Below are 12,762 nucleotides of genomic sequence, written 5' to 3'. Positions count from 1 at the left end.
GTTGTCATGTCGCACGCATCTGATTTGATCAGCGAGGACATCCTCGCCTACCTGGGCCAGCACGAACGCAAGGAAATGCTGCGCTTTCTGACCTGTGGCAACGTCGACGACGGCAAGAGCACCCTGATCGGGCGCCTGCTGCACGACTCCAAGATGATCTACGAAGATCACCTGGAAGCCATCACCCGCGACTCGAAAAAAGTCGGCACCACTGGCGATGACATCGACCTGGCACTGCTGGTCGACGGCCTGCAGGCCGAGCGTGAGCAGGGCATCACCATCGATGTCGCTTACCGCTACTTCTCCACCGCCAAGCGCAAATTCATCATCGCCGACACCCCTGGCCATGAGCAGTACACCCGCAACATGGCCACCGGTGCGTCCACCTGTGACCTGGCGATCATCCTGGTCGACGCCCGTTACGGCGTGCAGACCCAGACCCGTCGCCACAGCTTTATTGCCTCGTTGCTCGGCATCAAACACATCGTTGTTGCCATCAACAAGATGGACCTCAACGGTTTCGACGAAACAGTCTTCGAGTCGATCAAGGCCGATTACCTGAAGTTCGCCGACGGCATCGCGTTCAAGCCGACCACCATGGCTTTCGTTCCGATGTCGGCGCTGAAAGGCGACAACGTGGTGAACAAATCCGAGCGCTCGCCGTGGTACACCGGCCAGTCGCTGATGGAAATCCTTGAAACCGTCGAAATCGCCAGCGACCGCAACTACACCGACCTGCGTTTCCCGGTGCAGTACGTTAACCGTCCGAACCTGAACTTCCGTGGTTTCGCCGGTACCCTGGCCAGCGGCGTCGTGCACAAGGGCGACGAAGTCGTGGTGTTGCCATCGGGCAAGAGCAGCCGTGTGAAGTCCATCGTCACCTTCGAAGGTGAACTGGAGCACGCCGGTCCTGGTCAAGCGGTGACGCTGACCATGGAAGACGAGATCGACATCTCCCGCGGTGACTTGCTGGTGCACGCCGACAACCAGCCGCAAGTGACCGATGCCTTCGACGCCATGCTGGTGTGGATGGCCGAAGAGCCGATGCTGCCGGGCAAGAAATACGACATCAAGCGCGCCACCACTTACGTGCCGGGTTCGATCACCAGCATCGTCAACCGCGTTGACGTGAACACCTTGGAAGAAGGTCCGGCCAGTTCGTTGCACCTGAACGAAATCGGTCGGGTGAAGATCAGCCTCGACGCGGCCATTGCGCTGGACGGTTACGCGAGCAACCGCACCACCGGTTCGTTCATCGTCATCGATCGACTGACCAATGGCACCGTCGCGGCCGGCATGATCATCGCTCAGCCGTTGAGCCATGGCACCAGCACGCATCACGGCAAACTGGCGCACGTCGCCACCGAAGAACGCGCCCAGCGCTTCGGTCAGCAACCGGCCACCGTGTTGTTCAGCGGCTTGTCGGGCGCCGGCAAAAGCACTTTGGCTTACGCCGTTGAACGCAAGCTGTTCGATATGGGCCGCGCGGTGTTTGTACTCGATGGCCAGAACCTGCGTCACGACCTGAACAAAGGTCTGCCACAGGATCGCGCCGGGCGTACCGAGAACTGGCGTCGTGCGGCACACGTTGCGCGTCAGTTCAACGAAGCCGGCTTGCTGACCTTGGCAGCCTTCGTTGCGCCGAGTGCCGAAGGTCGTGAGCAGGCTCGCGAGCTGATCGGCAAGGAGCGTCTGCTGACGGTCTACGTCCAGGCCTCGCCGACAGTCTGTGCCGAGCGTGACCCACAAGGCCTGTACGCGGCGGCCGGGGATAACATCCCGGGCGATTCCTTCCCGTACGACGTGCCGCTGGACGCCGACCTCGTGGTCGATACCCAGTCGCTGTCGCTGGAAGAAAGCGTCAAGCAAGTGCTGGATCTGCTGCGCAAGCGTGGCGCGATCTAAGCGATAGCCGTTAATGAAAAACCCGCCGATGAGTGATCATCGGCGGGTTTTTTTGTGTCTGGTCGGACGCCATCGCGGGCAAGCCCGCTCCCACAGAAATCGCGTCGTACGCGAGAGATGTGAACACCTCAAAACCTGTGGGAGCGGGCTTGCCCGCGATGAGGCCAGTGCAAACACCTCAAGCGTTGGCGGGATACTCACGATGCATCTGCCCCAGCAGCGCATCCTTGTCCTGCCACAACTGGTTGATCCAGCCCTGAAACTGCAAGCGATACTCCCCGTCCTGGTCGTAGTTCTTGCCGATGAACTGCGGCGGAATCTTCAGCTCCTGAAAATGCACCACCACATCCTTCACGTTCCCACAGAGCAAATCCCAGTAACCAGGACGGCCGGCCGGATAGTGAATGGTCACGTTGACGATGGCTTCCAGCTGCTCACCCATGGCATCCAGCACAAACGCAATGCCGCCAGCCTTGGGCTTGAGCAGATGCTTGAACGGCGATTTCTGCTGGGCATGCTTGCCTTCGGTGAAGCGCGTGCCTTCGACGAAGTTGAAAATCCCCACCGGGTTATGGCGGAACTTGTCGCAGGTCTTGCGGGTGGTCTCCAGGTCTTTGCCTTTCTTCTCCGGGTGCTTCTCCAGGTAGGCCTTGGAGTAGCGCTTCATGAACGGAAAGCCGAGCGCCCACCACGCCAGGCCAATCACCGGCACCCAGATCAGTTGCTGTTTGAGGAAGAACTTCAGCGGGCGAATCTTCCGGTTCAGCACGTATTGCAACACCATGATGTCGACCCAACTCTGGTGGTTGCTGGTGATCAGATACGAGTGCTGATAGTCCAGGCCTTCCAGGCCGCTGAGTGTCCAGCGCGTGTGTCCGAGCAAGTCCATCCAGGCCTTGTTGTTGCTGATCCAGGCTTCGTGAATATGGCTCATCAGCCAATCGGTAAAACGCTGGGCGGCGGGGAAGGGCAATAACAGTTTGAAAATCGCCACGATGAACAGCGGTGTGCAGCAGGCAATCGTGTTCAGCGCCAACAGCAGCGAGGCAATGACGCCTCGCAGCGGTGCGGGTAGGGAGTCCAGCATTTAAAGATCCAAAGGTCGGTTGGCAGCTTGAATCGCGGTCAACGCGATGGTGTAGACGATGTCATCGACTTGCGCGCCGCGCGGCAGGTCGTTCACCGGTTTGCGCAGGCCTTGCAGCATCGGCCCGAGGCTGACGCAGTCGGCGCTGCGTTGCACGGCTTTGTGGGTGGTGTTGCCGGTGTTCAGGTCGGGGAACACGAACACGGTGGCGCGACCGGCGACCTGGCTGTTCGGCGCCAATTGCCGGGCAACGGTTTCGTTGGCGGCGGCGTCGTATTGCAATGGGCCGTCGATCAGCAGCGAGTTCTGTTGTTCATGGGCGAGCAACGTCGCTTCGCGCACCTTCTCGACTTCTTCGCCGCTGGCCGACTCACCGCTGGAATAGCTGATCATTGCCACGCGCGGGGTGATGCCGAAGGCGGCTGCCGAGTCGGCGCTTTGCAGCGCGATCTCGGCCAGTTCGCTGGCGCTCGGGTGCGGGTTCATCACGCAGTCGCCGTAGACCAGCACTTCCTCGGGGAAGAGCATGAAGAACACCGACGACACCAACGTGCAGCCCGGCGCGGTCTTGATCAGTTGCAGGGCCGGGCGGATGGTGTTGGCGGTCGAGTGAATGACCCCGGACACCAATCCGTCGACCTCATCCAGCGCCAGCATCATGGTGCCGATCACCACGGTGTCTTCCAGTTGCTGCTCGGCCATCGGCGCGTTGAGGCTTTTGGTTTTGCGCAGGGCGACCATCGGCTCGACGTAACGCTCGCGAATCAGGTCCGGGTCGAGGATTTCCAGTCCCGGGGGCAACTCGATGCCTTGGGCGCGAGCCACGGCTTCGACGTCTGCCGGTTTGGCCAGCAACACGCAGCGAGCGATCCCGCGCGCCTGACAGATCGCGGCGGCTTGCACGGTCAACGGCTCGCTGCCTTCGGGCAGGACGATGCGCTTGTTGGCGGCCTGGGCGCGCTGGATCAATTGATAACGGAACACGGCGGGCGACAGGCGCATTTCCCGTGGCGTGCCGCAACGTTGATGCAGCCACTTGGCGTCGAGGTGGCTGGCAACGAAATCGGTGATGATCTCCGCGCGCTCGCGGTCGTCGATCGGGATTTCCTTGTTCAAACCGTTCAACTGGTTGGCGGTGTCGTAGGAACCGGTGCTCACCGACAACACCGGCAGGCCAGCCTGCAACGCGCCACGACAGAGGTCCATGATGCGCGGGTCGGGCAGGGTGTCACTGGTCAGCAACAGGCCGGCCAGCGGCACGCCGTTCATGGCGGCGAGGCTGACGGCGAGGATGATGTCGTCGCGATCACCGGGCGTCACCACCAACACGCCGGGCTTGAGCAGCTCCACGGTGTTACGCACGGTGCGGGCGCAGATGATGATGTTGGTCATGCGCCGGGTTTCGTAATCACCGGCATTGAGAATCTGCGCGCCCATCAGGTCGGCGACGTCGCGGGTGCGCGGGGCGTTCAATTCCGGCTGGAACGGGATGCAGCCCAGCAGACGGAAATCGCCACTGCGCAGCAAGGGCGAATGCTCTTTCAAGCGCGAGGCGAAGGCCTCCATGCTCTCGTCGGTTTTGACCTTGTTGAGGATCACGCCGAGGACTTTCGGGTCTTTGGGGCCGCCGAACAATTGCGCCTGCAATTCCACTCGGCCAGACAGTTCGGTCAACACTTCGTTTTCCGGAGCCGAGACCAGGATCACTTCGGCGTCGAGGCTTTTCGCCAAATGCAGATTGACCCGTGCGGCATAACTGGCGCTGCGGGTCGGCACCATGCCTTCGACGATCAGCACATCCTTGCCGATTGCCGCCTGCTGATAGAGGGTGATGATTTCTTCGAGCAGCTCGTCCAGCTGACCGTCGCCAAGCATGCGCTCGACGTGCGCCAGGCCAAGCGGCTGAGGCGGTTTCAAACCGTGGGTGCGCGCCACCAGCTCAGTGGACCGTTCAGGCCCGGTGTCACCCGGATGCGGCTGGGCAATCGGTTTGAAAAAGCCGACTTTGAGGCCGGCCCGCTCAAGGGTACGTACCAGCCCGAGGCTGATGGAGGTCAGACCCACACCAAAATCGGTGGGCGCGATAAAAAAAGTTTGCATGCGAATTCTCTGGAGGTGCATGGCAATGGTGACGGCCTATGTCTGGCCGTTTACCGAATTTCAGTCGCCAAGGTTATCGCTAACCGAGCCTTGTGCGCACCAACCGCAATCAAAGGGTTGGCCTATTTTTTCAATACGCAGCAAAGGGTCCAGTACCCAGGCCCGGGATTGCCACGGTGGCTGGTGCCGCAAGTGCTGGGTGTGACCGCAGGAAAGCTCGGCCACCCAGTGCCCGTCCTCATCTTGATGGAAGCCTGTGACCGTCGAGCCTTTCGCCGTCATCCGTCTGTCCGGGTTGTGTTCGCTTTCGGGCGATTGCTTCGCTAAACTTGGCCATTCTTCATTCTTATGCAAAAGGTCTCGCCCCATGCTGATCGCCGCCAATAAGGCTGTCTCCATCGACTATACCCTGACCAACGACGCTGGTGAGGTCATCGACAGCTCCGCCGGCGGCGCGCCGCTGGTCTACCTGCAAGGCGCAGGTAACATCATCCCGGGCCTGGAAAAGGCACTGGAAGGCAAAACAGTCGGCGACGAGCTGACCGTAGCCGTTGAACCTGAAGATGCCTACGGCGAATACGCTGCCGAACTGGTCAGCACCTTGAGCCGCAGCATGTTCGAAGGCGTCGACGAGCTGGAAGTGGGCATGCAGTTCCACGCATCCGCTCCGGACGGCCAGATGCAGATCGTCACCATTCGCGATCTGGACGGCGACGATGTCACCGTCGACGGCAACCACCCGTTGGCGGGTCAGCGTCTGAATTTCCAGGTCAAGATCATCGACATCCGCGATGCCAGCCAGGAAGAAATCGCTCATGGTCACGTCCATGGCGAAGGTGGCCATCACCACTGATTTTCTGCGCTAAGCTTTCGAGAACTGGAGAGGCGCCCGAGGGGCGCCTTTTTTAGTCCGCGGCTGTCCCTGGTGACACCGCCAAGTGGCTGTTTCGAGAAGAACACGGGAATCTGGAGTTCGTCATGAGTGCTTTTCACGACCTTAAATTGACAGGCCTGGATGGTCAGGAACTACCTCTGGCGCCCTTCAAGGGGCTCGTCGTGCTGGTGGTCAACGTCGCCTCCAAATGTGGCTTGACCCCACAATACGCGGCGCTGGAAAACCTCTACCAGCAATACAAGGACAAAGGCTTCAGCGTACTGGGCCTGCCGTGCAACCAGTTTGCCGGGCAGGAACCGGGTACCGAGCAAGAGATCCAGGAGTTTTGCAGCCTCAACTACGGTGTGAGTTTTCCGTTGTCCAGCAAGCTGGAGGTCAACGGTCATGACCGTCATCAGCTGTACCGTCTGCTGGCGGGCGAGGGTGCTGAATTTCCCGGTGACATTACCTGGAACTTCGAGAAATTCCTGCTGGGCAAGGATGGTCGCGTGCTGGCGCGGTTCTCGCCGCGCACGGCGCCGGATGATCCGACTGTCGTTCATGCGATCGAAAAAGCGCTGAGTTGAACCAAAAAAATCGCAGCCACCGAGCTGCGATTTTTTATGCCTGCCTTTTGAACCTTAATCACCACAATCAATAGTGCTGTGCATCGCTTGTCGCTCCGCATATTATCGCCGTCATAAAATCTCTGTCCCGTCGATACCGTTTTCGTGGAGCGTCCCATGCCCGTCAAAGCCCTGTTCAAACCGTTCCACCTCGGCACCCTCGAATTGCCGACCCGCGTCGTCATGGCGCCGATGACCCGTTCGTTTTCGCCGGGTGGCGTGCCCAATTCCAAAGTGATCGAGTACTACCGTCGCCGCGCCGCTGCGGGTGTGGGCCTGATCATCACCGAAGGCACCACCGTCGGCCACAAGGCTTCCAACGGTTACCCGAACGTGCCGCATTTCTACGGTGAAGCGGCGCTGGCCGGCTGGAAAAAAGTAGTCGACGCGGTTCATGCCGAGGGCGGCAAGATCGTTCCTCAGCTGTGGCATGTCGGCAGCGTGCGCCGTATCGGCACCGAGCCGGACGCCAGCGTGCCGGGTTACGGTCCGTCGGAGAAACTGAAGGACGGTCAGGTCGTAGTTCACGGCATGACCCAGCAAGATATCCAGGACGTGATCGCCGCATTTGCCCAGGCCGCCAAAGATGCCAAGAGCATCGGCATGGACGGCGTGGAGATCCACGGTGCCCACGGCTACCTCGTGGACCAGTTCTTCTGGGAAGGCAGCAACCAGCGCACTGATGAATACGGCGGTAGCCTGGCCAACCGTTCGCGTTTTGCCATCGAATTGATTCAAGCCGTGCGTGCCGCGGTCGGCGAAGGCTTTCCGATCATCTTCCGCTTCTCGCAGTGGAAGCAGCAGGATTACACCGCGCGTCTGGTGCAAACACCCGAAGCGTTGGGCGAATTTCTCAAGCCGTTGTCCGACGCCGGCGTGGATATTTTCCACTGCTCGACGCGTCGTTTCTGGGAGCCGGAGTTCGACGGCTCCGAGCTGAACCTGGCCGGCTGGACCCGTAAGCTCACTGGCAAACCGACCATCACCGTGGGCAGTGTCGGCCTTGATGGCGAGTTCCTGCAGTTCATGGTCAACACCGACAAGATCGCGCAGCCGGCCAGCCTGGAAAAACTGCTGGAGCGTTTGAACAATGATGAGTTCGATCTGGTGGCGGTAGGTCGTGCGCTGCTGGTGGACCCGGACTGGGCGCAGAAAGTGCGTGACGGCCGTGAAGAAGACATCCTGCCGTTCAGCCGTGAGGCGTTGATGACCCTGGTTTAAGCGTTGGCAGGGCCCTTTCGCGAGCAGGCTCGCTCCCACTTTCAACCGAGTTCTACCTCAAGAATGCGGTCAACTGTGGGAGCGAACCTGCTCGCGAAGGCGGACTCAAGAACACTGAAGAGTCAGAGTACCGTCGGTGCATTCGGCACCACTTGCTCCCCCATACAAGCCCCGCGCAACTGCCCTTCAAACTGCTCGATAATCGCTGCCCACCCTTGGCGACTCGCATGCTGGCGCGCATTGAGCCGCACGCAACGCAAGGTTTCGCGCTTCTCCAGCAGCCAGCACGCCGCATCGCAAAACGCCTCTTCGTCCCCCGGCATCGCCAGTACGCCGTTGTAGCCATGGCGAACGTGCTGGGCCGCCGCCGCTTGATCGTAAGCCACCACACCCAAACCCGAAGCCAGTGCCTCAAGCACCACGTTGCCGAACGTCTCGGTCAGGCTCGGAAACAGAAACACATCCCCCGACGCATAGTGACTGGCCAAGGCTTCGCCGCGTTGAGAGCCACAGAAAATCGCCTCGGGCAGTTCTTTCTCCAGGACCGCTCGTTGCGGGCCGTCGCCGATCACGATCAACTTCAGGTTTTTCTGTGGATAAGTCGTACGCAGCTTTTCGAAACTGCGCTTGAGCAGGCCAAGATTTTTCTCCGGTGCCAGGCGACCGACATGGATGATGGCAATGTCACTGTCGGCCAGACCCCACTGTTCGCGCAGCGACGCCAGCCGCTTGGTCGGGTGAAACAACTGGCTGTCGACCCCGCGCGACAGCAGCGCCAGGCGCTCGAAATGCCGGCGCTCCAGTTCCATTCTTTGACTCGCGCTCGGCACCAGGGTCAGCGTCGAACGATTGTGAAACCAGCGCAGGTAGTGGGTCAGCAATCGCGTCAGCAGACCAAGCCCATACTGGCTGGAGTACTGCTGGAAATTAGTGTGAAAGCCGCTGACCACGGCAATCCCCAAGCGCCGTGCCGCGCGCAACGCGGACAATCCCAGCGGTCCTTCCGTGGCGATGTACAAAACGTCCGGCCGATGACGCTTCCAGCGCCGCAGCAGTTTGTGCATCGACGACTGGCCCCATTGCAAGCCGGGATACCCCGGCAGCGGCCAGCCCCGGCACAGCAACAACGCATCGTCGCTGCCCAGTTGCTGATCGCAACCCTGTCGTGGCCGCACCAGTTCGACCTGATGCCCGCGCGCGCGCAAGCCGTCACACAAGCGGCCGAGGGTGTTGGCCACTCCGTTGATTTCGGGAGGGAAGGTTTCGGTGATCAGGGTGATATGCAGAGCTGTCGTCATGACCTCAGTGTCGGCTGAGGCCATGTCGTCAATGTGACGGTGGGATGATGAATTTGTGACCGGATCAGCGCTGGACCACCAGGTTTTCCGCGCCGCGTTCACGCACCCAGAACAGCGTCGCACCCGCCACCGCGGCCGGCATCATCAGGATGTTGACCACCGGAATCAGCAGCACCAGATAAACGCTGCCGCCAAAACTCATGCTCTGCCAGCGCTTCTCGCGCAGCCAGGCGAGCATCTCGTTCCAGCCCAGTTTGTGGTTATCCGCCGGGTAGTCGATGTACTGGATCGCCATCATCCACACCCCGAACAGCAGCCACAATGGCGCGGCAATGATGTTCACCACCGGGATGAACGAAAGGATGAACAGCCCGATGGCGCGAGGCAGGAAGTAGCCGAGTTTGCGCATCTCGCGGGACAGGGTGCGGGGGATCATGGCGATCAGTTCGCCCCAGCTGAAGGCCGGGAAGTCGTCGGTGCCGCGTACCACCACTTCGACTTTCTCGGCGAGGAAGCCATTGAACGGTGCAGCGATGACGTTGGCGAGCATGGTGAAGGTGAAAAACACCATAAAAACGACAAGCACGACAAAAATCGGCCACAGGATGTAACTGAGAAAACTCAGCCAATCGGGCAGGGACGGCATCAACGTATCGACCCACAGGCTGAATTGATGGCTGGCCAGATAGATCAATCCGACGAACAGCACCAGGTTGATCACCAAGGGCAACAGCACGAACAAACGCAGGCTTGGGCTCAAGACCAACTTGAGGCCTTCGCGCAGGTATTGTGGGCCGGACAGAACGGGGGCGGGCATAACGTGCTCCGAGCAAAGGGGAAACGCGCCGACCTTACCGGCTTTGCCTGACGGACGAAAGCGCGGTAGCAGCATCGACATTAACTGTAACAAAGGCGCCTATGTATCCATCGTGACCGGATAGAGACCGCCTATGAGCTGGATTGTTAAACCGTATTTCCTTAATCTTCGCCCCCTCGATACGCTGCACCCCATACTTTTTACAGGACTGTCGAGCCCAAGCCTTCCCCAAGTGCTTTCAACGGTCCTTTTTTTATTCCCGCCGGCAACCCGGCGTTCCGCGCCAGAAGTTTCGGGCCGGTCAACAGGAGCAGGTCATGTCTGAAGTCCGTCATTCGCGAGTGATTATTCTCGGTTCCGGCCCTGCCGGTTACAGCGCCGCAGTCTATGCCGCCCGTGCCAACCTCAAGCCACTGCTGATCACCGGCATGCAAGCCGGCGGTCAACTGACCACCACCACCGAAGTCGACAACTGGCCTGGCGACGTCCACGGCCTGACCGGCCCGGCGCTGATGGACCGCATGAAAGAGCACGCCGAGCGCTTTGAAACCGAAATCGTCTTCGATCACATCAATGCCGTGGACTTCGCTGCCAAGCCGTACACCCTGACCGGTGACAGCGCAACTTACACCTGCGACGCGCTGATCATCGCCACCGGCGCCAGCGCTCGTTACCTGGGCCTGCCGTCGGAAGAAACGTTCATGGGCAAAGGCGTTTCGGCCTGCGCGACCTGCGACGGTTTCTTCTACCGCAACAAGCCAGTGGCTGTGGTCGGTGGCGGTAACACCGCGGTTGAAGAGGCGCTGTACCTGGCCAACATCGCCAGCAAGGTCACCCTGATCCACCGTCGCGAAACTTTCCGCGCCGAGAAGATCCTGATCGACAAGCTCAATGCCCGGGTTGCCGAAGGCAAAATCGTCTTGAAGCTGAACGCGACGCTGGACGAAGTCCTGGGCGACAACATGGGCGTGACCGGTGCCCGCCTGAAGAACAACGATGGCAGCTTCGACGAGCTGACCGTCGACGGCGTGTTCATCGCCATCGGCCACACCCCGAACACGTCGCTGTTCGAAGGCCAGCTGACGTTGAAAGACGGCTACCTGGTTGTACAGGGCGGCCGTGACGGCAACGCTACTACCACCAGCCTCGAAGGTATCTTTGCCGCCGGTGACGTGGCTGACCACGTTTACCGTCAGGCCATCACCTCGGCCGGCGCTGGCTGCATGGCGGCACTGGACGCCGAGCGCTACCTCGACGACCTGCAGAACGCTTGATTCTGATTCTGTAGAAACAAAAAACCGGCTTCGGCCGGTTTTTTTGTGCCCACAAAAGATCCCTGTAGCAGCTGGCGAAGCCTGCGTTCGGCTGCGAAGCAGTCGCGAAATCAGACAATACGGTGTGTCAGGCAGAACTCGCACTCAAGTTTTACGACTGCTTCGCAGCCGAACGCAGGCTTCGCCAGCTGCTACAGGAGTGCGTTTACCTTGGTGGATACAGTTCAGCCCTTCAACCCTTCAGCCGTTCCTGAACGAAATCCATGACCTTCAACGATTGATAAATGGCATTGGCGGCAATCCGTCCGAACGGTCCGCCGTTCCAGTCCAGCAAGTACGGTTTGAACAGCTGATGACGCGCACTTTCCCCGCACACCGCTTCGGCGATGACCCTGCCGCCAATCGAACCGGTATTCAGGCCATGGCCACCAAACGAGGTGCAGGCCCAGACGCCCGGTTCGAGCAATCCCAGGTTGGGCATCTTGTTGGTGGAATAACCCATCAGGCCCGACCAGGCCAATTCGATTTTGACCGGGGCCAGTTGTGGATAGACCGACACCATGTCGGCCTTGAGCATGGTCGCGAGGGCCTTTTCGTTCTGTTCGTTGCGGGTGGTGATGCGTCCGCCCCAGAGCAGGCGGTCGCCTTCGACCACGCGGTAGTAATCCGAGGCGCGACGGTCGTCGGAGAACGCGGCGCCGGAGTCGAGGACGTTTTTGATCGAGTCGCCCAGGTGTTCAGTCAGCACCACATAGGTCGCGATGGGCAGGTAGGCGCGGCTGAGTTTTTGTAACTCCGGGCCGCCGTAGCCGCCGGCGCAGAACACCAGGTCCTGGCAGCGCACGGTGCCGTTGGCGGTCTGGACAATTTTGTCGTCGCCTTCGCGATGCCAGGCGAGCATTTTTGACTGTTCGTAAATCCGGCCTCCAGCCGCTTCGATGGCGAGAGCCAGGCCCAGGCAATAATTCAGCGGATGGAAGTGCAGGGCGTTCGGATCTTCGACACCCTGGAAATAACGCAAGGTGTGTGCGCGTTCGCGAACCTGGGCTGTATCGAGGAAATTGAGTTCATAACCGAAGTCGCGGCGCATGGTCTCGATATGGTTTTGCACCTCGGCGCCGTCGTCGTAACGCTTGACCCGGATCGTGCCTGCCGATGGCGCGCAACCGGTCAGAGCCAGTTCGGCAATGTTGTGGCGGACGATCTCGACGCCCTCGACTGACATTTGGAATAACGCCTTGGCCTGCTCCAGACCCAGTTTCTTGCGGATCGCCCCCGACCCTTCAGCCCAGCCTGGCGAGACCACGCCGCCGTTTCGACCGGACGCGCCCCAGGCGACTTGCTGGGCTTCGAGGATGATCACGCGTTTGCCGCGCCGGGTCAGCTCCAGGGCAGCGGTGAGGCCCGCGATCCCGGCGCCGATGATGCAGACGTCGCAGGTTTCATCGGCGTTCAATTCGGACCTGGCCGCGCGGGGCAGCGAGGTTTGGGAGTACCAGGTGGTGGGGAAGGACATGGTCAATCCTTGAAAAATTGCTTTTTTGTGGGAGTGAGCCGGCT

At 60.3% G+C, this 12,762-nt stretch carries 11 protein-coding genes; 5 read left to right on the top strand and 6 right to left on the bottom strand.

Translation table 11 applies throughout. The features are described 5' to 3' along the window. The first annotated feature begins 6 nt into the window (after window positions 1-6). A complete protein-coding gene (gene cysN, locus ACQ4OB_RS25440) occupies window positions 7-1,905 on the top strand; it encodes a sulfate adenylyltransferase subunit CysN (protein WP_074873805.1) in 1,899 nt (632 codons plus the stop codon). Between the two features lie 178 nt (window positions 1,906-2,083). Here cysN and ACQ4OB_RS25435 read toward each other — a convergent pair whose 3' ends face one another. The 3 genes from ACQ4OB_RS25435 to ACQ4OB_RS25425 are packed head-to-tail and all read right to left on the bottom strand — an operon-like array spanning window position 2,084 to window position 5,491. Then, on the bottom strand, window positions 2,084-2,992 hold the full coding sequence (locus ACQ4OB_RS25435; protein WP_430956692.1) for an acyltransferase: 909 nt from the start codon (window positions 2,990-2,992) through the stop codon (window positions 2,084-2,086). Further along, complete coding sequence (gene pta / locus ACQ4OB_RS25430) at window positions 2,993-5,092, bottom strand: phosphate acetyltransferase (protein WP_102615073.1); 2,100 nt, start codon at window positions 5,090-5,092, stop codon at window positions 2,993-2,995. 60 nt (window positions 5,093-5,152) lie between these two features. Further along, window positions 5,153-5,491 carry a DUF3565 domain-containing protein gene (locus ACQ4OB_RS25425; protein WP_074873808.1) on the bottom strand — a complete coding sequence of 113 codons (339 nt, stop codon included), beginning with the start codon at window positions 5,489-5,491 and terminating at the stop codon, window positions 5,153-5,155. Here ACQ4OB_RS25425 and ACQ4OB_RS25420 point away from each other — a divergent pair. From ACQ4OB_RS25420 to ACQ4OB_RS25410, 3 genes are all read left to right on the top strand, one after another. After that, the gene (locus ACQ4OB_RS25420) at window positions 5,460-5,945 is read left to right on the top strand and encodes an FKBP-type peptidyl-prolyl cis-trans isomerase (RefSeq protein ID WP_008150718.1); all 486 of its coding nucleotides are present in this window, start codon (window positions 5,460-5,462) and stop codon (window positions 5,943-5,945) included. The two genes, ACQ4OB_RS25425 and ACQ4OB_RS25420, sit on opposite strands and share 32 nt — an antisense overlap. A gap of 125 nt (window positions 5,946-6,070) precedes the next feature. After that, the gene (locus tag ACQ4OB_RS25415; protein WP_430956691.1) at window positions 6,071-6,553 is read left to right on the top strand and encodes a glutathione peroxidase; all 483 of its coding nucleotides are present in this window, start codon (window positions 6,071-6,073) and stop codon (window positions 6,551-6,553) included. Between the two features lie 156 nt (window positions 6,554-6,709). After that, window positions 6,710-7,813, top strand: coding sequence for an NADH:flavin oxidoreductase (locus tag ACQ4OB_RS25410; protein WP_430956690.1), 1,104 nt, complete (start codon window positions 6,710-6,712; stop codon window positions 7,811-7,813). Window positions 7,814-7,935: 122 nt separating this feature from the next. On the opposite strand, the gene ACQ4OB_RS25405 is transcribed toward ACQ4OB_RS25410, so the two are convergent. Both ACQ4OB_RS25405 and cysZ read right to left on the bottom strand, forming a co-directional pair. Continuing rightward, window positions 7,936-9,135 (bottom strand): glycosyltransferase family 4 protein, encoded by a 1,200-nt coding sequence (locus ACQ4OB_RS25405; RefSeq protein ID WP_102615072.1) that lies wholly within the window; start codon window positions 9,133-9,135, stop codon window positions 7,936-7,938. Window positions 9,136-9,175: 40 nt separating this feature from the next. Beyond that, a complete protein-coding gene (gene cysZ, locus ACQ4OB_RS25400; RefSeq protein WP_076028627.1) occupies window positions 9,176-9,928 on the bottom strand; it encodes a sulfate transporter CysZ in 753 nt (250 codons plus the stop codon). A 317-nt stretch (window positions 9,929-10,245) separates the two neighbouring features. Here cysZ and trxB point away from each other — a divergent pair, with 317 nt between their 5' ends. Beyond that, window positions 10,246-11,202, top strand: a complete 957-nt coding sequence (gene trxB, locus ACQ4OB_RS25395; RefSeq protein WP_430956689.1) for a thioredoxin-disulfide reductase — start codon at window positions 10,246-10,248, stop codon at window positions 11,200-11,202. 232 nt (window positions 11,203-11,434) lie between these two features. Here trxB and ACQ4OB_RS25390 read toward each other — a convergent pair whose 3' ends face one another. Further along, window positions 11,435-12,718, bottom strand: a complete 1,284-nt coding sequence (locus ACQ4OB_RS25390; protein ID WP_430956688.1) for an NAD(P)/FAD-dependent oxidoreductase — start codon at window positions 12,716-12,718, stop codon at window positions 11,435-11,437. Between the last annotated feature and the right edge of the window lie 44 nt (window positions 12,719-12,762).

Origin of the sequence: Pseudomonas sp. ES4 (assembly GCF_050586665.1) — a bacterium.
GTDB lineage: Bacteria > Pseudomonadota > Gammaproteobacteria > Pseudomonadales > Pseudomonadaceae > Aquipseudomonas > Aquipseudomonas frederiksbergensis.
The sequence above is the reverse complement of the archived record's forward strand: the minus strand, read 5'-3'. Positions and strand labels throughout refer to the sequence as shown.

Excerpts from the sequence above, each read along its gene's own strand:
- cysN (WP_074873805.1), top strand. The coding sequence starts at position 7 with ATGTCGCACGCATCTGATTTGATCAGCGAGGACATCCTCGCCTACCTG.
- ACQ4OB_RS25435 (WP_430956692.1), bottom strand. The coding sequence starts at position 2,992 with ATGCTGGACTCCCTACCCGCACCGCTGCGAGGCGTCATTGCCTCGCTG.
- pta (WP_102615073.1), bottom strand. The coding sequence starts at position 5,092 with ATGCAAACTTTTTTTATCGCGCCCACCGATTTTGGTGTGGGTCTGACC.
- ACQ4OB_RS25420 (WP_008150718.1), top strand. The coding sequence starts at position 5,460 with ATGCTGATCGCCGCCAATAAGGCTGTCTCCATCGACTATACCCTGACC.
- ACQ4OB_RS25425 (WP_074873808.1), bottom strand. The coding sequence starts at position 5,491 with ATGGAGACAGCCTTATTGGCGGCGATCAGCATGGGGCGAGACCTTTTG.
- ACQ4OB_RS25415 (WP_430956691.1), top strand. The coding sequence starts at position 6,071 with ATGAGTGCTTTTCACGACCTTAAATTGACAGGCCTGGATGGTCAGGAA.
- ACQ4OB_RS25410 (WP_430956690.1), top strand. The coding sequence starts at position 6,710 with ATGCCCGTCAAAGCCCTGTTCAAACCGTTCCACCTCGGCACCCTCGAA.
- ACQ4OB_RS25405 (WP_102615072.1), bottom strand. The coding sequence starts at position 9,135 with ATGGCCTCAGCCGACACTGAGGTCATGACGACAGCTCTGCATATCACC.
- cysZ (WP_076028627.1), bottom strand. The coding sequence starts at position 9,928 with ATGCCCGCCCCCGTTCTGTCCGGCCCACAATACCTGCGCGAAGGCCTC.
- trxB (WP_430956689.1), top strand. The coding sequence starts at position 10,246 with ATGTCTGAAGTCCGTCATTCGCGAGTGATTATTCTCGGTTCCGGCCCT.
- ACQ4OB_RS25390 (WP_430956688.1), bottom strand. The coding sequence starts at position 12,718 with ATGTCCTTCCCCACCACCTGGTACTCCCAAACCTCGCTGCCCCGCGCG.